An 18594-nucleotide genomic window follows, 5' to 3' on the forward strand; every position below is an offset into this window, starting at 1 on the left:
GACACTATTGGAATGATGCCGATCACAGGGATATTGCGATGAATGCTTTCAAACCTCACAGTTCGCATTGGGGCGCCTTTTCCGGGCGGTATGAAGGCGGCAAGCTGGAAATTCTGCCACATCCCGGTGATCCCGATCCGTCTCCGCTGCTCGGCAATCTGCCCGCGGTGGCCGACAGTCCGGCACGTGTGAGACAGCCGGCGGTACGCCGCGGCTGGCTAGAGGGCAAGCCGGGCAATGCCGATATGCGCGGCATGGACGAGTATGTGGAAATAGGCTGGCCCCAAGCGCTCGATCTCGTGGCGAAGGAACTCGGCCGGGTGTATGGCGAATACGGTGCGAAAGCCGTCTTCGGCGGCTCCTACGGCTGGTCGAGCGCCGGTCGCTTCCATCACGCGCAGAGCCAGATTCACCGCTTCCTCAATGTGCTGGGCGGCTATGTGCGATCGGTCAATACCTACAGCTCCGGCGCGGCCTCCGTCATCATCCCGCACGTGCTCGGACCTTACGACACGTTCGACCGCAAGAGCGTGACCTGGGATGCGATCGAGCGCAGCACCGGGCTGGTCATGGCCTTTGGTGGCATGGCGATCAAGAATGCCGACGTGCATGGCGGCGGCATCAGCAAACACGTCGTGCGGCAGAAGCTGTCAGGTGCTGCGGCACGCGGCGCGCGCTTCATCTCGGTCAGCCCGTTGAAGGACGATTTTCCGCACGGATTGGAGGTCGAATGGCTACCGATGACGCCGGGGACCGATGTGGCACTGATGCTGGGCCTTGCCCATGTTCTGGTCACGGAGGGGCTTCACGATCGCGGCTTTCTCGATCGCTACACGGTCGGCTACGACCATTTCGAAAACTATCTTCTCGGCCGCAGCGATGGCCAGCCGAAAGACGCGGAGTGGGCCGCGAAAATATGCTCGATCGAGGCCGGCACGATCCGCGAAATCGCCCGCGCCATGGCGCGCTCGAGAACGCTGATCACCGTCAGCCACTCGCTGCAGCGTGCCGATTATGGCGAGCAGCCCGTCTGGATGGGCATCGTGCTTGCCTCGATGCTCGGGCAGATGGGGCTGGATGGCGGCGGTTATTCCTATTCGCTCGGTGCGCTCGGCAATATCGGCAAAAGCCAGCTGGCGGCGCCACTGCCGACGCTCAGCCAATTCAGGAATGCCGTAGCGGATTTCATTCCGGTCGCCCGCATTGCCGACATGCTGCTCAATCCGGGAGCCGGATTTCATTATAACGGCCAGTTGCTCCACTATCCCGATATCCGGCTCGTCTACTGGGTCGGCGGCAATCCGTTCCATCATCATCAGGATCTGAACAGGCTGCGCACCGCCTTCCGCCGTCCCGAAACGATCATTGTCCACGAGACCGCATGGACTTCAACCGCCCGCCACGCCGACATCGTGTTGCCGGCGACGACCACGCTGGAGCGTGACGACATCGGCGCCGCCGACCGCGACGATCTGATGATCGCGATGAAGAAGCTGATCGAGCCGGTTGGCGAAGCGCGTGACGACTATGACATCTTTTCCGAGATCGCGCGTCGGCTTGGACAGTTCGAGAGTTTTACCGAAAACCGGACGAGCCGGGAATGGCTGTCTTATCTTTTCGAGACCACGCGGGCAGCGCTCGACGCCGGTGGATACGATGCACCTGATTTCGAAGCGTTCTGGCAGCGGGGAGAATTGCGTCTACCGCTCAAGCCCGATGAAGGCGGCCCGGCGCGCGCCTTTCGCGACGATCCGTCAGCGTCTCCATTGCCGACGCCATCCGGCAGGATCGAGATTTTCTCAAAGACGATCGACGATTTCGGTTACGACGACTGCGCAGGTCATCCGCGGTGGTATCCGGCGCGCATAGAAGCCAACCATGTCTATCCGCTGCATCTCGTCTGCAACCAGCCGCATCAGCGGCTGCACAGCCAGCTCGATTATGGTGCGTTCAGCCGCTCGACGAAGATAAGCGGCCGCGAGCCTGTCCGCATCAATCCCGCCGACGCGCAGGCGCGCGGCATCGCGGATGGCGATATCGTGCGGCTGTTCAACGAGCGCGGCAGTTGCCTTGCCGCTGCCGTCCTCAGCGCGGATGTGCGCCAGGGCGTGATGCAGCTTGCAACCGGAGCATGGTTCGAACCGCACGAGGCGTCCGCAGAAAACGCCATGTGCATTCATGGCAACCCGAACATACTGACGCGTGACATCGGCACCTCGAAACTGGCTCAGGGCTGCACCGGACAGATTACGACGGTCGAAGCCGAACGATACGCAGGAGAGCTGCCGCCTGTGCGGATCCTCGACCGTATGACTTTCGCGCAATAGGCGGGAACAGCGCGGGCAAGGTGGTGGAAAGCTAATCCTAACCTTCGTCAGAGAGTGCAGCAAAATAATCCACAAATCCGATAGAAAAAGAATAACCAGTCTTTCTCTGAAGCGCCCACCTGCTAGGCTGTCGATCGTGATATTTATCAAGAACGAGAGGCTCGCTTCATGACCGGCATCAGTATCAGGATGTGCTCTGCAAAACGCGCTCCTTGTTTGATGCAGCCTGCTTGTAGCTGCGCGATCTCGGCAATGTCCCGGTAGCCCTTTGTCGGCCGGACAGCCTGACCAATAAGTTTCGAAAATCAATCAGTTGTTCCAGCCTCTCGGCAGAATGCCGGGCGGATACGGCTCGGTGCGCCCGGTTTGCAGCGCCTGCAGAGCGGGTCGGTGCGTGATGCCTGAAAGCGCTGGAGCAGCAGAAAATTTCCCCATTCTCCAGGAGATCCCAATGACCGAACGTTCCTCCCTGCTTTCTCTTTCCCGGCGCCGCCTTCTCATTACGACATCGGTGGCCGCGGCCGCCGCTCTTGTTGCGACGACCGGCTTCAACCCGGCTCAGGCTGCCGATAGCCCGCGCGAAGGTGGCGACATCACCTTCCTGATCGATTCTCTCGGCGACACCTGGATCCCGAACAACAGCGCGATCTCCAGTTTCCAGGGGCATATCTGGGGCCATGTCACGGACAAGCTTCTTTATGTCGATGCCGACGGCAAAGTGACACCCTGGCTGGCGGAACGTTGGGAACAGAACGACAAGGCCACGGAATTCACGCTTCATCTGAAGAGCGGCGTGACCTTCTCCGATGGCGCTCCGCTCGATGCGACCGCAGTCGTCGCCAATCTCGACATCTGGTATGCCGGACGCAAGGCCGAGGGCATCAATCCGATCGGCCTATTCCCCAAGACCTACGATCGTGCCGAAGCGGTCGATGCATCAACGGTCAAGGTCTTCTTCAAGAAGCCGACGCTCGGTTTCATCCCGACACTTGGTTATCACGGCTCGATCCTCATTTCGCCGAAGAGTATCGCGCAACCGGCATCCGAACAGGCCGACCTCAGCAAGACCTCCGGCAGCGGACCTTACGTGGTCGAAAGCTGGAAGGAGGGCGATCACGTCACGCTGGTCAAGCGCAAGGACTATAACTGGGGACCGGCAGCCGTCGGCCATACCGGACCGGCCTTCCTAGATACGATCACCTACAAGCTCGTCTCCGAGCCGTCTCTGCGCGTGGCCTCCGTCCAGTCAGGGCAGGCCGATGTCGCCTACAACGCTTCTCCCCAGGAATTGAAGTCGCTGAAGGAGGAAGGCTTTGGCATCTCGACACCGCGCTATCTCGGTTTCGTCAATGGCTGGGCCGTCAACACCACACTCGCCCCTTATGACGACGTGAAGGTGCGCCAGGCGCTGCAGGCAGGCATCGATCGGCAGGAGATCATCGATACGGTCTATACTCCCGACTGGAAGCTGCCGACATCCTTCATCCAGAGCAACGTGCCGGGTGCTACCGATCAGAGCGCGCTTCTGGCCTATGATCCGGCCAAGGCCGAAAAGCTTCTCGACGAGGCAGGCTGGTCGAAGGGCGCAAACGGCCTTCGCACCAAGGATGGCAAGCCTTTGGAGATAACGCTCCATTCCAATCCCTATCTGGCGACCTCGAAATCCGTGGATGAGTTGATCGCCCAGCAGCTCGGCAAGCTTGGCTGGAAGGTCAATATCCGCGCCTACGACGTCGTGACCTACGGGGAGAAGGTGAAATATGCCGGGCCTGCCGTCCCGACCTACGAAGTCACCCGCAGCTTCATCGATGCCGGCACCGTCGCCAGCATTCTGACCAATGCCAACAATGGCGAGAACTGGTTCGGCCTGGGCGAGAGCGATGCGAAGCTCAATGACCTGCGCGACAAGATTGCGGGTGCTGCGTCTTTGGACGAGCGCAATCCGCTTCTCGATGAACTGCAGCATTACATACTCGAGCAGGGCTATTTCGTGCCGCGCACGCAGATCGTCCAGCGCATCTATGTGCAGTCGCCGACGCTGAAGGGCGAGGTCTATAACGGCGTCGCCTATGCCAGCTATTACACGGCCTTCATCGCCGACTGACGCTAGTTGCAACCGATCAATGTGAGAGGGGTACCGGCGTGAGCAATGCCTACCTGACCTATGCCGCAAAGCGGCTCGGGCAAGCGGTCGTGGTGATCTTGCTTGCGTATGTATTCACCTTCGTGGTCGTCAGCATCCTGCCTGGCGACCCGATCACCAGCGTGTTGCGCAATCCTCAAAATGGCTTTTCCGAGGAGGAGATCGCCGAGATCATTGCAGCCCAGGGGCTGGACAAGCCGATCGCCGTGCAGCTGTGGAATTCTCTCTCCGGATTCCTGACGGGTGATCTCGGCGTATCAATGCGTTCCGGCAGGCCTGTATCGACGTTGATCGCAGAAGTTCTCCCTTCGACATTGATCCTTGCCTCCACCGGCCTTGCCGTCGCCATCATATTGGCGATGGCGGTTGCCTACGGCACGCAGTTCGTGCCGAAACGCTATGGCCAGGGATTGCTGCGCGGTTTTCCCTCGCTCTTCCTCTCCGTACCGAATTTCGTCATCGGCCTCGTGCTGATCCACGTCTTCGGCTTCCAGATCGGCCTCTTCCGCGTCATCAACCCGGACAGTTTCTGGGCGACGCTGTTTGCGGCGATTGCACTCGGCATCCCCGTCTCGGCGCAGATTGCCGAAGTCCTGATCGCCAATCTCGATCGCGAGGCAGAGCAGGAATATGCGGCAGTCGCCCGCAGCCGCGGGATCGGCCGTGCGAGGCTGTTTGCCACGCATCTCTTGAAACCCGCATCGCTGCCGGTCGTCACGGTCGTGGCACTCACCATCGGCGAGCTTCTCGGCGGATCGCTGATCACCGAGACGGTATTCGGCCGCACCGGTATCGGCAGCCTTGTGCAGCGCTCGGTCAGCACGCAGGACCTGCCAGTGCTGCAGGCCGTCGTGTCACTCGGCGCCGTCGTCTTCGTCATCGTCAACCTGATCGCTGACCTGCTCTATCCGCTGCTCGACCCGCGCGTGAAAATCCTCGGCGGTAAAAAGCGGACCCCGACCACGGCTGACGAAGTATCGATCAACACGACCAAGGCGGTGGCATCATGAGTTTTGTTACGACCTCCGTGATTTCCGGTTCCAGATCGAGAGCCTGGCTGTCGGCCTTCCGCGTACCGCCCACCGTTGCAATCTCGTTTCTGGTCGTCGCCATCGTCATTGCATGGTCCCTGGCTCCTGGCCTTTTCACGCAATACAGCCCGGTCGTCGGGATACCGGCAGACAAGTTGCTTGGGCCGAACCTCAACCACTGGTTCGGAACCGACCATCTCGGGCGCGATGTCTATGCGCGTGTGGTCTATGGCACCGCATCGTCGGTTTCCAGCGCGCTGGTGGCGGTGGTGATCGGCGTGGTTGCCGGAGGATTGGTCGGCCTTCTGGCCGGGTTCTTCGGCGGCTGGCTCGATATCGTTCTCGCCCGGCTGGTAGACGTGCTTTTGGCGATCCCCAAATTCCTGCTGGCCGTGATCGTCGTGACCGCCATTGGCTTCGAAACGATCAATGCCGCAATCGCCACCGGCGTGTCGGCGGTGGCGATCTTCGCTCGTGTCACCCGCGCGGAAGTGATCAAGACACGGCAGGCGACATTCGTTGAGGCTGCATTCCTCTCCGGCGGTTCGCGCAGCTTCATTCTATGGCGACACATCCTGCCGAATGCCTCGCGCTCGGTTCTGCCGCTGGCGGTGCTGCAATTCGGCGAGTCCATTCTGGTGATCGCCAGCCTCGCCTTCCTCGGTTACGGCGATCCTCCGCCGGCCTCGGATTGGGGCCTGCTGATCTCGATCGGCAAGGATTACCTCAAATGGCCGTGGCTCGTTTACGCGCCGGCCTTCATCACCATCCTCACCGTCCTCTCCGTGAACAGGATCAGCCGATGGCTTCGCAAAACAGACTGACCAACACACTCATTCACGCCATCACGGTACCGCCCTCGCCGCAGCCGGTGAAACCGTTGCTGCAGGTCGATGGTCTGTCGGTTTCCTATGGCAGACAGGAGGTCGTTCGCGGCGTCGGGTTCGAACTGGGGCGGGGGAAGAGCCTTGCACTGATCGGCGAATCCGGTTCCGGAAAATCGACCATCGCGCGTGCCGTGCTTCGGCTTCTTCCCAGCGGCGCCAGCGCCTCCGGTCAGCTGACATTCGAAGGACAGGATCTTCTGGCCCTGCCGGAACGTCGTTTCCGCCCCTTGCGGGGACGTGCCATCGGTTTTGTGCCGCAGGATCCGGGCAATGCGCTCAATCCGGTCCGTACGATCGGCGCGCAGGCGATGGAGGCCGCAGCATTGACGGAAGAGCCGAGTGCCGCCATCCGCAAGGCACTCATTCTCGAAACCTTCTCGCAGGTTGGGCTCGAAAATCCGCAGCGGGTCTACGATTCCTATCCGCATCAACTGTCCGGCGGCATGTTGCAGCGCGTGCTGATCGGCCTCGCCGTCCTGCCGCGCCCCGCCCTGCTCGTCGCCGACGAGCCGACATCGGCGCTCGACGTGACGATCCAGAAGCGAATTCTTGACCTGCTTTCCCGCTTGCAGAGCGATCTCGATATCAGTCTCCTGCTGATCACCCACGATCTGGCAATCGCGGCCGAACGGACGGACAGTCTCGTCGTTCTGAAGAACGGTGTCGTCCAGGAGACCGGCAGGACCTCCGCGGTCTTCTCGTCGCCCAATTCCGCCTATGCCAGAAAGCTGCATGCCGATGTCCCGGCACTCAACCCCGATCGTTATGCGCGGCTGCGCGATCCGGCTCTGCGGCTACGCAATGCAGGCGAAGCGCCGAAGATCGACGTCAGTTCCGTCACAAAGACGTTTACGGTCGACGGCAAGGTGTTGACCGCCGTCAACGACGTGTCCTTCGCCGTTCCGGCAGGCACCACCCATGCACTGGTCGGCGAATCCGGTTCGGGCAAGACGACGACGATCCGTCTTCTGCTCGGGCTGGAGGAACCGGATCACGGCGAAATCTCGGTGGCCGGAGAGCGCCTGTCCGGTCGTTCGCCCCAATCGCTGCGCTCCGCCTGGCGGCATCTGCAGCTGGTCTACCAGAACCCGTTCACCTCTCTGGACCCGACCTGGAGCGTCGAAAATCTGGTGCGCGAACCTCTCGACCGGTTCAAGATCGGCAGCCCGAAGGAGAGAGCGCAGCAGGTGCGCGAAGCGCTCGCCAATGTCGGGCTCGGAGAACACCTTCTTGCCCGCAAGCCTTCGGCGCTGTCGGGCGGCCAGCGCCAGCGTGTGGCGATCGCTCGCTCATTGGTGTTGAAACCGGATGTGATCGTGCTCGACGAACCGACCTCGGCGCTCGATGTCAGCGTTCAGGCCGATATCGTCGAAGTCCTGTTGTCGCTGCAGGCGAAGCTCGGCCTCACCTATATCTTCGTGTCGCATGATCTGGCGCTCGTTCGCCAGCTTGCTCACACGGTCTCGGTCATGCAGCGGGGCAGTATCGTCGAACATGGTGCAGTCGCCGACATTTTCAGCAATCCGCAGCACCCCTATACGGCCACCCTGCTGCAATCGATCCCTTCGGGAGTGACAGCCTCCGTCCCTGCCGTTCCGCAGAAATCCCGGCACATCTTGAGAGAGGAACGGATCGCATGACCATCGCTGTTCCGCTCGACACCCCGCACGCAGCATTTCGTCCCAAACAACGTCTCGGCTTCAACACGCGGGTCTCGTTCAACGACGATGCGGGACCGACACAGGGCCTGAGGGATGGTATCGAACTGTTCAGGCAGGCCGAACAGCTCGGCTACCAGTCCGGCTGGGCCTATCAACGGCATTTCGATCACTATCTGTCATCGCCGCTACCCTTCTTTGCCGCTGCCGGCCAGCATACCAGCCGCATCACGCTCGGGTCCGCCGTCATCCCCATGCGCTATCAGGATCCGATCCTGCTTGCCGAAGCGGCTGGGACGACGGACCTGCTGATTGGCGGCCGGCTGGAACTTGCCATCTCGACAGGCGCCAATGGCGCATTCGATGCAGTGTTCGGCACCGTCGACAGCGACGCGCGGACTGAAGCAAAGCGCCGTCAGGCCCGGTTCCTCTCCGCAATATCAGGCGACGTTCTGCATACGGTAAAGGAACCGGGTCAGGGCGCGCCACTGGGGGCGGATCTACGTGTCACGCCATACAGCCCCACTCTTCGCTCCCGCATACGCCAGGGCTCAGCCAGCATCGGCTCCGCGATACAGGCTGCCGAACTCGGGATCGGGCTGATCTCCGGCACCGTCCAGCACGATCAGGCTGAGGGTGAGACGTTCGGGCAGTATCAGGCCCGCATCATCGAGACCTTCCGATCAAACTGGCGCCGGATATGGGCAACGGAGCCCCCGCCGGTCGCGGTCGCTGCCTCCATCCTTGTCGGCACGACGCCGGAACTGCGGGAAAAATACGCAGCCTATGATCTGGAGCGCCGTACCAAAGGCATTGCAGCCTCCCGCCCCAAGGGTGCGCTCGAACCACCCGGCACACCGGCAGGCGCACAGATTTCGCCGGTATTTCAGGGCACGCCCGATCAGGTCATAGAAGCAGTCTTCAACGATCCGGGTCTCGCCGCTGCGGATGAGATCGTGCTGTTCCTGCCTCCCGGCTTCGGGCTTGCCGAGAATCTGAGGCTGCTCGCCGATCTTGCCCAGACCGTTGCGCCCGCCTTCGGATGGTCGCCAACGCCCGTTTGATCATCATATGCAGCCGTCTGCGGTCGGAGCATCTACATCCCGCGCTTCAGCGGAGAATATTTTCTACACAATCGATAGAAAAAGAAAGACCTGTCTTCCTCACGCGCTCACCTCGACCTAACCTCATCCCCATACTCGGAAACCTCAAGGAGCTACCATGGCCGCGGAATTTATCAGCGTAAGTTTTCCCAACGCTTCCAACGACCTGACCCCACTTCCCGATGCCCCGGTGGACCCTCTCTTTCTGGAACGTTATGCGCGTGCGCTCGACGACTACGGTTTCAACTATACCCTGATCCCCTATTCCTCGTCGTCGTTCGATCCCTTTACGCTCGGCGCGACGGTTCTGGCGCACACGAAGAACATCAAGATCATCGTGGCATTGAGGCCGAACACCGTCTATCCAACGGTTGCGGCCAAATCTCTAGCGACGCTCGACCAGCTGAGCGGTGGCCGTGTCGTCGTCCACTTCATCGCCGGCGGCAGCGATGAAGAGCAGGCGCGCGAAGGCGACTTCCTCAACAAGGAAGAGCGTTACGAGCGTCAGGAAGAGTATATCCGCATCCTGCGCCTTGCCTGGACGTCGAAGGAGCCCTTCGATTTCGACGGGAAATATTATCAGTTCAAGCAGTTCCGCAGCGCCGTGCGCCCGACCAACGGCACAATCCCGATCTCGCTCGGCGGGTCGTCCGATGCTGCCTACCGGATCGGCGGATCGCTCTGCGACATCTTCGGTCTGTGGGGCGAACCACTGGCGGAAACCAAGCAGCAGATCGACCGCATCTATGCGGAAGCCGAGAAGGCCGGTCGCACGGATCGTCCGCGCATCTGGGTAACCTTCCGCCCGATCGTTGCCGAAACCGACGAACTGGCCTGGCAGAAGGCGCATAAGGTGCTCGACCAGTTGAACGCAAACCGCCAGAAGGGACTGGCGCGCGCACCGATCAATGCTGCTACCCCGGCCAATGTCGGCTCACAACGGCTCCTAGACATCGCCAAGCGCGGCGACGTGCATGACCGTGCCCTCTGGTATCCGACCGTCACCGCCACCAATGCCAGCGGCGCCACCACTGCACTCGTCGGTTCGCCACGCACGATTGCCGATTCCATCCTCGACTACATCGATCTCGGTGCCGACCTGATTTCCATCCGCGGATACGACAATTACAACGATGCGGTGGATTACGGCCGCTATGTTCTGCCTTTGGTGCGGGAAGGCATTCGCGAGCGCGAAGAAGCCAAGCGTAAGACCGCCGCATAACATGGATGATCCGGGTGATTGCCGGATCATACCTTCTTCATACCGCTCCTTCTCATCGATAGTCAGAAAGCGTTGAGCCGCATGTCCTATGATCCAGCCATTCTTGAGGCGACCGTTCGCGTGGTTGCAGAAGCCGCACCGGAGGCCGATCAGACCGGCGATTTTCCCTGGAAAGGGATCCGCGCGGTTCACGAGAACGGGCTGCTCGAAAGCACCGTCGCAACGCGCTACGGAGGCAAAGGCGGCACACTCGCCGATGCAGCCCATATCCTGGCAGCACTCGGCCGGGGAGACCCATCGGTTGCGCTGATCAGCGCCATGACGATCTTCAATCATCTCGGTCAGGCGACAAAGAGCCATTGGCCGGATGATCTCTACCGACGTCTCCTCGATGAGGCGAAGCAGAAACCGTTGCTGCTCAACGCCGCCCGCGTCGAGCCGGAGCTCGGCTCGCCGGCCCGTGGCGGCCTGCCTGCAACGCGTGCCCGTCGTACCGCAAGCGGATGGTCGATCAGCGGTCGCAAACGTTTCGTCACCGGCGCGCATGGCCTCACGCATTTTCTCGTCTGGGCTCATACCGATGAGACGCCAAGCCGCGTCGGCACCTTCGTCGTTCCCAACGGCTTGCCCGGTATCAAGGTCATCGAGAACTGGAAGAGCCTCGGCATGCGGGCCAGCGGCTCCCACGATGTCGAATATACCGATGTCGAGATCCCGGCGGAGAATGTGCTGGAACTCGTCGATCCATCCATCGCCCAACAGGACAATCGCGCCCATGCCGCAATCACGCTTGCTCTGACAACCATCTATCTCGGTGCTGCGGAGGCGGCGCAGGAGGTTTTCACCCGTTTCGCCCATGAGCGGGTGCCCGCCAATCTCGGCCATCCTATCGCCCGGACAGAACGGTTCGTGACGCTTTCGGGCGAAATCGATCTGCTTGTCAGCGGTGCCCGGCAGATCATTTTCGGCGCGCTGGAAAACAATCTGGACGATGCGGAGGCGTTGATCAGAGCCAAACTGCTTGCCGGCCGTCAGATTCGTGAGGCTGTCGAGATTGCTGTGCGCGGCATCGGCAATCCCGGCCTCAATGCCGATCTCGGTCTGGAGCGGCATTTTCGGGACATCCAGTCGGTGCTGGTCCATGCACCGCAGGAAGACACATCGGTCGCCATTCTCGGCCGCGCCGCCTTCGAACGGTGGAACCGCAATCAACCGGCTCAACAGAATTATCGCGACAACCTCTCCATTCTCAAGACCGCCTGACGGGGCTTGGCCAAAACCCACGACTCGAACGCTTATGAAAAGGATCTGAAATGAGCAACAATCTGATCGTCGGCTTTTCGGGAAACCTCTCCCGACCCTCCAGCACGCGGCGCTTTGTCGAGACCGTGACGGAATCGCTGGCAAGACAGTCGGGCTTGAGCCATGCCGTTTTCGATATCGAGGATCTCGGCGCATCGCTGGCGGCTGCCCGATCCGTGGCAGATCTCGATCCGGCGGCGCGCAAGGTGGTGCGAACGATCATCGAAGCCGAAGCGCTTGTCATTGGATCGCCCACCTACAAGGGCAGCTATACCGGTCTCTTCAAGCATGTCTTCGATCTGCTCGATCCGGCGGATCTGCGCGGTAAGCCGATCGTGCTGACCGCGACCGGCGGCGGCGACCGGCATTCTCTGGTCGTCGAACATCAGTTACGCCCGCTCTTCGCCTTCTTCGAAGCCTTCGTGACGCCGACTGCCATCTATGCCTCGGGCCGCGACTTCATCGAGGGAGCACCGTCTCCCGCCATCCAGGGCCGGGTAAGCCAGGCGCTGAACGAAGCGTCGCTGCTGATCAGCGCACGCTCGATCTCGGCGGCGATTGCCGCCGAATAAGCAATGACGGCAGGCCGGAGATACGTGGTCGGCATAACCGATCACATGATCGGCACGCCCGATCTGGAAGCGGACGTGCTGGGAGACGATGTCGAGATCGATTTTTTCGCCAGCACGGATGAGGCTTCCTTTGATCCGGACCGCCTAAGAAAGCTCGATGCCTTGATGGTATGGGGTGCACGGCTTGGACCCGGAAGCATTGCCCACCTTGCTCGCTGCAAGGGGGTAGTGCGCTACGGCGTCGGGTACGAGAAAATCGACCTTGCCGCACTAAAAGTCGCGGGAATTCCCTTCGCCAACAATCCTGATTACGGGACTGAGGAAGTCGCCGACCATGCGCTGGCGATGATCCTTTCCCTGCATCGGCGGCTCTTCGAGCATGATGCGCGTGCCCGTGCCTACACGTCCGGCTGGCAGGTCCACAGTCTGAAGCCGCTTTCCCGGTCAAACAGGGCGACCGTGGGCGTCGTCGGTGTCGGGCGGATCGGCACGGCGGTGGTAAACCGCCTTAAACCGTTCGGCTACCGTATTCTCGCCTACGACCCCGGCCAGCCGCCGGGACATGAAAAGGCGATCGGTTACGAGCGCACCGACCAACTGGGAGACCTTTTCGCCCAGTCCGATATCGTTACCCTCCATTGCCCGGCGAATGCCCAGACTCGCGGTCTTCTGAATGCAGAGAGCCTCGCGCGGCTGAAACCCGGCACCATCATCGTCAATACGGCCCGAGGCGAATTGATGGAAGATCTCGATGCGCTGGAGGCCGCGTTGCGGAGCGGGCAGCTGGCGGCTGCGGCCATCGACACACTGGTCAAGGAGCCTCCCGGCGACCATCCGCTCCTGACGGCATGGCGCGACCGCGACGAATGGCTCGCAGGCCGTCTGGTGATCACCCCGCACAATGCCTTCTACTCCGATCACGCAGCAATCGAGATGCGTCGCAATGCGGCAAAAACGGTGAGAATACTGCTCGACGAAGGCAGGCTTCGAAATCAGGTAACGGACGGATCATGACACCCGTGCGCGACGCGACGAAACGCATGGGCGGATGCGAGGCGAAGGTTTTGACCGAGTGAGGGCGCAAGTCTGCAGCTACCTTTCCAACCGGCACGACGAGCAAAATATCGCTCCGTCAGCTCCCTTATTTGAAGGTTTCTTTCTTCTCCAACGATCATTCGCGTGGCTGAATATCCGCATTGGCGCAGGAGATCACGATGAGCAAGCTCATTCAGTTGGCAGGCAAGCTCAAGGCGGTGGCGCCTTATATCAGGACCGAGGACGAAGCGATCGCGCTTGCCAAGGTGTTGGCGGCAGACCTACGCTCGGGTTCCAGCATTCGCGACCGGCAGCGGCTATTGCCGCATGACGAGATGGCGCTTATCGCCCAATCGGGGCTTCTCGGTGTAACGGTGCCGGCCGATTATGGTGGCGCCGACATCTCCAACCCGTTCCTGGCGGAGGTTCTTGCTATACTTTCAGAGGCCGACAGTTCCATCGGCCAGATCCCGCAGAACCATTTCTACATTCTTGAAGTCCTGCGTCTGGCTGGTACGGAAGAGCAGAAACGCTACTTCTTCACCCGAGCACTGGCCGGCGATCACTTTGCCAATGCGCTGGCGGAGCGTAACGGCAATGCAGCGGGTGTGATCAGCACGCGCCTGACGCCGGATGGGCCGGGCTTTCGCATCTCCGGTCAGAAGTACTATTCGACCGGCGCCCTTTTCGCCGATTGGGTGGCCGTTTTTGCGCTCAATGCACAAGAGCGAACGGTCATGGCGATCATTCCCCGCAAGAGCGAGGGGCTGACCGTCACAGACGACTGGCCCGGCTTTGGCCAGCGTACGACGGCCAGCGGGACGGTGACGTTTTCGAATGTCTATGTGGCTGCCGATTCCGTTGTTGATTACGACAAGGCTTTCGACCAGCCGACGCCACTCGGCTCGCTTGGCCAGTTGCTGCATGCAGCCGTCGATCTCGGTATCGCACGCGCCGCCTTCGTCGATATGATCGATTTCGTCAGGACGAAGTCCCGCGGCAACAGCAATCTTGCGATCGAAGTCGCGAGCGACGATCCTCTGGCGATTGCGAAAGCCGGTTCAATCGCCGTGAAGATCGAGGCTGCCTCCGCCATTATCGAGCGGGCTGGACGCAAGATAGACATGGCACAGGTCTCGCCATCTCCAGAGGCCGCAAGCGAAGCGTCACTTGCGGTCGCAACGGCAAAGATCCTGACGACGGAGGCGGCGCTGGAGGCGACGAATGCCCTTTTCGAGTTGGCCGGCACATCGGCAACCGACGAAAGCCTGAACCTCGATCGTCACTGGCGCAACGCCCGAACGCATACGGTGCACGATCCGGTGCGCTGGAAACACCACGCGATCGGTGACTACCACCTGAATGGCAGGCTGCCGAAACCTAACGGCCAGTTCTGAGCAGCTCTTTGTTTCACCGCAATTACGGACGCAAAACCGGTCCTCGCTTTTGCTGGAATTGCTTTACTGGACCAGCTTTTCGACGGAAATCGTACCACGCTTGGTGACCATCTGTTCGAGCGTCATCGTGTCGAGCACGGCGGAAATGGCATCCCTGACCTCGGTCATCGAATGCCTGACCTGACAGTCTTCCGGATCGTCGCAATCGTCACAGGCTTCGAAGGCCGTCTTGCTGGCACAGCGGATTGGCGCCAGCGGCCCATCAAGGATACGCACGGCCTGACCGATCGATATCTCCGCTGCCGGCTTGGAAAGGGCGTAGCCGCCGCCAGGCCCCTTCTTGGATCGCAGAATGCCGCCCTTGCGCAGCTCCAGCAGGATCGCATCGAGGAATTTCTTGGAAATGTTGTTCTTCTCGGCAATCTCGCTCACGAAAGCTGTCTTGCCCGGTTCGAGCTGCGCCAGATGCACCAGCGCCTTCAAACCGTATTTTCCCTTTTTGGTCAGCATCGGACGTCCAGCTCGGCCGAAATGCGACCGTGATCAAATTCCCAGTGAAAGAATTCGATACAGGACGTCAGGGAAAGCTTCAATCTGAGATGGGAGCAATCTGCGTCACAATGCTATATGACGGGAAGCCGCCTCGCCGGAAGGCGAGCTCTGCAGCCAAGGCTCGATCGTCGTGGCGCGACTGACCAGCCTTTCGAAGAAATCATGCCCTTCGGGCCAATGGCCAAAGCCGCTGGCAATGTTGATATGGCCGGCAAGGCCGATTGTTGCCAGCTCACTGCCCCATGCCTTCACATAACGCTCCAGCTGCTCGACGCTCATATAGGGGTCGTTGAGACTACCGATGACAAGGCTTGGAAATGGCAATCTCTCCAGCGGTTCAGCGCCGAAATCGATCATGCACGGGTGCAAGCCGACAGTTGTCTCCAGCGAACACGGGGCAACGAGAAGCGCGCCGCGGATCAGGCCTGCCTCGGCGCGGGTGGCATAACTTGCCGCAAGAAGACACCCGAGACTGTGTGCAACAAGAAAGGCGCCGTCGGTTTGCGAAAGCGCCTTATCGAGCCTTGTCTGCCATTCCTCCAGAACCGGACATGACCAGTCCCGCTGCTCGACTACGCGCGAGCCCGGATATTCTTTCGCCCATATTCGCTGCCAATGCTCATCCGGAGAACCGTTTAAACCTGGAATTATAAGCGTCTGGACCATGACCGACCTTGCTGACGTTCCGAAGCAACGAGATGATAGGCAGCCCGCGGCGCGAAGTCGGCAAAAGTGCGTTTAAAATCTACAATAAAAGTAGATTATTTTGCTGCCCGAATTGCCTCAAGCTCGGCAATCTTCTCCATGCTTGCGTCAGCTCAATAACGAATGGCCGTGAGCAGGATAATGGCTACGGCGGCCTTACTGAAATGAAGAGTTTGAATACTCGCTACCGGCCAGATGAAATGCCTCGGGTCTGGATTGCCGCATGGATAGCCAAAAACCGGAAGCCTGCTCTCTCGGATTGACCACCGTCGATATCGTCGTAACGGGCGTGGTGCAGGGTGTTGGCTTCAGACCCTTCGTCTACCGGATCGCGAACCAATTGGGTGTTCGCGGAACGGTCTTCAATGATGGCAGAGGTGTGGTGATCGTCGCGCAAGCATCTGAGCGGCAGCTGGAGGCTTTTGTCGATGCACTGCGTCAGAAACACCCACCACTTGCAAAGATCGCCTCATTGGAGGTTTCGCCCAGACAACAGTCTTCAGTAATCGAAAGCTTCGGAATCGTTGCCAGCGGCACGGCCGCGACAAGGGCAAGCGCGTGGATACCTGCCGACACTTTCGTCTGTGACGACTGCCTGCATGAAATGCACGATCCGGCCGATCGCCGCTATCGCTACCCTTTCATCAACTGCACCAATTGCGGTCCACGCTACTCGATCATAGAAAGAATGCCCTATGATCGTGCAACGACAACCATGAGCCGCTTCGCCATGTGTCCGGCATGTCTTGGCGAGTACGAGGATCCTGGTGACCGCCGTTTCCATGCCCAGCCCAATGCCTGCCCTATCTGTGGCCCGCGCCTCCAGCTGGTGGACAATACCGGTGCGGATGTCACAACCGACGATATTCCAGCTTTTGTCAGATGGGCCCTGCGTGAAGGCAAGATCGTCGCAATCAAGAGCGTTGGAGGCTTTCACCTCGCCGTCACATCCTTCGATGAACGTGCAGTCGGTGAACTGAGGAGAAGAAAAAGGCGGGACGCCAAACCCTTTGCCCTCATGGCGCCCACGATCGACGTCGTCAGGCGATACGCGCATGTTTCATCGGACGAGGCAGATGTTCTGATCTCGCCCGCCCGCCCGATCGTGCTGCTCTCGCGCTTTTCCGATGCCGCCATCGCCAAGGCCGTCGCGCCGAGGAGCCCGATGCTCGGCTTCATGCTGCCTTCGGCTCCTCTGCATTACCTGCTTCTTGAAGAGCCTGATTTGCCGGCCATCGTCATGACCAGCGGCAATATTTCGGGCCAGCCTATCTGCCGCAGCAATGAAGACGCGCTGCGCGACCTGACGCGTATCGCGGATTATGTCCTGCTGCATGATCGCGACATTCACACCCGCGTAGATGATAGCGTCATGCGGGTATCGCCAATGAACGAGCAGGGACGATCAGGCCTCACCTTTTTGCGGCGCTCCCGGGGATTTGCGCCAAACCCGATCCATCTGCCGGGAAAACCCGGCGCCTCCATTCTCGCCTGCGGGGCGGAACTGAAGACGACGGTTGCAGTTTCGCGCGGCAATGAGGTTTTCCTCAGCCAGCATATTGGAGACATCAAGAACGAGGATACGTTTGCGGCCCATCAGACAATTGCCGGTGAGCTTGCGCGCCTCAACGGTATCCGGCCACAGGTGATCGCCTGTGACCTGCATCCACAGTTCCGCGCGACGCAAGAGGCATTGGCGCAGACTACGCTTTCGGTCGAACTCGTTCAGCACCATCATGCTCACATGGCCTCCTGCATGGCGGAAAACGGACTGACCGGACAGACGATCGGAGTGATTTTCGACGGCACCGGATACGGAACGGACGGCACGATCTGGGGCGGGGAATTTCTCGTCGGTGATTACGAGACTTTCGAGCGCGGCGCCCATCTGCGGCCCTCCCTGTTGCTGGGAGGCGAGCAGGCCATCCACGAGCCTGTCAGGACTGCGATCGCATTGTTGCTGGAGACATTCGGCACGCTTGAGGCCGCCCCACCGATCCTGCCGCCACTACGCTTTCTCGATACGCAAAAGAAGCGCATTTTCGAGACGATGTTTTCAAGGCGCATCAACGCAATGCCGCATACCAGCATGGGCAGGTTGTTCGATGGCGTCGCCTCCTTGCTGGGGCTCTGCCACATTGCCGAATATGAGGGACACGGCCCGATCGACCTCGAGGCGACCCTCGACCGTGATCACAACGTGGCTGAACCATTCGAATACGCCATCCATGTCAACGAAGGGGGACGACTGGAGATCGATTTTCGTCCCATCGTCCGGTGCCTTGTCGACGACGTGGCAAAGAATGTGCCGACAGCCCAGCTCAGCCGCCGTTTCCACTCGACGGTCGTCAATATCGTCAGCGATGTCTGCGAGCGCCTGTCTGAACGTTTTGGCACACGACAGGTGGTGTTGAGCGGTGGCGTATTCCTGAACGAGTTTCTGCTCGTCAATACCTTTGCCCGCCTGCAGTCTCTGGGCTACGCAGTCCACCACCAGAGCGCGGTTCCGCCCAATGACGGCGGCATCTCTCTCGGTCAGGTGGCCGTTGCCAATGCAAGGGCTCTGCGTCGTGCTGCGGCATTGTCGCAGTGACCCTATGGACCGCTGAATTGTCCGCTGGCTGACGGAATTTCCGCGGCAACCGCCCTATCCATAGTCC

14 protein-coding genes are annotated in these 18594 nt (G+C 60.3%); 12 read left to right on the forward strand and 2 right to left on the reverse strand.

All coding sequences use genetic code 11. The features are described 5' to 3' along the window. Positions 1-38: 38 nt before the first annotated feature. The 11 genes from JNB91_RS13225 to JNB91_RS13275 all read left to right on the forward strand — a co-directional run bounded on the left by JNB91_RS13225 (position 39) and on the right by JNB91_RS13275 (position 14677). Positions 39-2327, forward strand: coding sequence for a molybdopterin guanine dinucleotide-containing S/N-oxide reductase (locus JNB91_RS13225; RefSeq protein WP_220325981.1), 2289 nt, complete (start codon positions 39-41; stop codon positions 2325-2327). A gap of 451 nt (positions 2328-2778) precedes the next feature. After that, positions 2779-4431: an ABC transporter substrate-binding protein gene (locus JNB91_RS13230; protein ID WP_220325982.1), complete on the forward strand. Its 1653-nt coding sequence runs from the start codon at positions 2779-2781 to the stop codon at positions 4429-4431. Positions 4432-4469: 38 nt separating this feature from the next. Further along, on the forward strand, positions 4470-5480 hold the full coding sequence (locus tag JNB91_RS13235; protein WP_220325983.1) for an ABC transporter permease: 1011 nt from the start codon (positions 4470-4472) through the stop codon (positions 5478-5480). Beyond that, a complete protein-coding gene (locus tag JNB91_RS13240; RefSeq protein WP_220325984.1) occupies positions 5477-6325 on the forward strand; it encodes an ABC transporter permease in 849 nt (282 codons plus the stop codon). The genes JNB91_RS13235 and JNB91_RS13240 overlap by 4 nt, the downstream gene beginning before the upstream one ends. After that, the gene (locus tag JNB91_RS13245) at positions 6304-8028 is read left to right on the forward strand and encodes a dipeptide ABC transporter ATP-binding protein (protein WP_220325985.1); all 1725 of its coding nucleotides are present in this window, start codon (positions 6304-6306) and stop codon (positions 8026-8028) included. Before JNB91_RS13240 ends, JNB91_RS13245 begins: the two co-directional genes overlap by 22 nt. Further along, on the forward strand, positions 8025-9110 hold the full coding sequence (locus JNB91_RS13250) for an LLM class flavin-dependent oxidoreductase (RefSeq protein ID WP_220325986.1): 1086 nt from the start codon (positions 8025-8027) through the stop codon (positions 9108-9110). Before JNB91_RS13245 ends, JNB91_RS13250 begins: the two co-directional genes overlap by 4 nt. A gap of 157 nt (positions 9111-9267) precedes the next feature. Continuing rightward, positions 9268-10371 (forward strand): LLM class flavin-dependent oxidoreductase, encoded by a 1104-nt coding sequence (locus JNB91_RS13255; RefSeq protein WP_220325987.1) that lies wholly within the window; start codon positions 9268-9270, stop codon positions 10369-10371. An 81-nt stretch (positions 10372-10452) separates the two neighbouring features. Continuing rightward, entirely contained in the window at positions 10453-11634 is a 1182-nt protein-coding gene (locus JNB91_RS13260; protein WP_220325988.1) for an acyl-CoA dehydrogenase family protein, read from the forward strand. 50 nt (positions 11635-11684) lie between these two features. Further along, positions 11685-12245, forward strand: a complete 561-nt coding sequence (gene msuE, locus JNB91_RS13265; RefSeq protein ID WP_220325989.1) for an FMN reductase — start codon at positions 11685-11687, stop codon at positions 12243-12245. A 3-nt stretch (positions 12246-12248) separates the two neighbouring features. Further along, positions 12249-13259, forward strand: a complete 1011-nt coding sequence (locus tag JNB91_RS13270) for a C-terminal binding protein (RefSeq protein ID WP_220325990.1) — start codon at positions 12249-12251, stop codon at positions 13257-13259. 200 nt (positions 13260-13459) lie between these two features. Further along, positions 13460-14677 (forward strand): SfnB family sulfur acquisition oxidoreductase, encoded by a 1218-nt coding sequence (locus JNB91_RS13275; protein ID WP_220325991.1) that lies wholly within the window; start codon positions 13460-13462, stop codon positions 14675-14677. Between the two features lie 63 nt (positions 14678-14740). Here JNB91_RS13275 and JNB91_RS13280 read toward each other — a convergent pair whose 3' ends face one another. Beyond that, a complete protein-coding gene (locus JNB91_RS13280; protein ID WP_220325992.1) occupies positions 14741-15187 on the reverse strand; it encodes an RrF2 family transcriptional regulator in 447 nt (148 codons plus the stop codon). Positions 15188-15292: 105 nt separating this feature from the next. Beyond that, complete coding sequence (locus JNB91_RS13285) at positions 15293-15895, reverse strand: RBBP9/YdeN family alpha/beta hydrolase (RefSeq protein ID WP_220325993.1); 603 nt, start codon at positions 15893-15895, stop codon at positions 15293-15295. 262 nt (positions 15896-16157) lie between these two features. Between JNB91_RS13285 and hypF the strand changes: the two genes are divergently transcribed. Beyond that, positions 16158-18527: a carbamoyltransferase HypF gene (hypF, locus tag JNB91_RS13290; protein ID WP_220325994.1), complete on the forward strand. Its 2370-nt coding sequence runs from the start codon at positions 16158-16160 to the stop codon at positions 18525-18527. The last annotated feature ends 67 nt before the right edge of the window (positions 18528-18594 follow it).

This window comes from Aliirhizobium wenxiniae (genome assembly GCF_019511445.1).
GTDB lineage: Bacteria > Pseudomonadota > Alphaproteobacteria > Rhizobiales > Rhizobiaceae > Neorhizobium > Neorhizobium wenxiniae_A.